Annotated in this window: 1 protein-coding gene; it reads right to left on the minus strand. The window is 58.0% G+C overall.

The features are described 5' to 3' along the window. The coding region (locus tag HMPREF2700_RS11125; protein WP_283129712.1) for a phage baseplate assembly protein V at positions 1–348 on the minus strand (348 nt) is incomplete at both ends.

Here is a 348-nt window from a genome sequence, read left to right on the forward strand (position 1 = left end):
TGGCGAGTTTGATGTGTTCCTGTCCCTGCAGGTCTTCCATCCTCAGTTTGTTGTTCGCCCAGGTACGGATGACGTTGCGGGTATTCCAATCGGCAGGGATATGGTCGGTATGGGCGCTGTCGTGCATGACGCCGGAGATATACGGACGGTCGGGATTACCCTGGACGAAGGACAGCATCACTTCGGTGCCTTCGTGTAGGGGGAAGTGGATGCCGTATTCGGGACCGGCATAGGGTTTGGCCAGTCGGACGGGACGGCTTTCCCCGCCCGGACTCCATTCGTCCAGGTCAAACGGTAACTTGACGCGGTAGCGGCCCATATCGTCGATATAGGCGTAGGTGCAGTTCT

The organism is Neisseria sp. HMSC068C04, from assembly GCF_001810105.1.
Taxonomy (GTDB): Bacteria; Pseudomonadota; Gammaproteobacteria; order Burkholderiales; family Neisseriaceae; genus Neisseria; species Neisseria flavescens_B.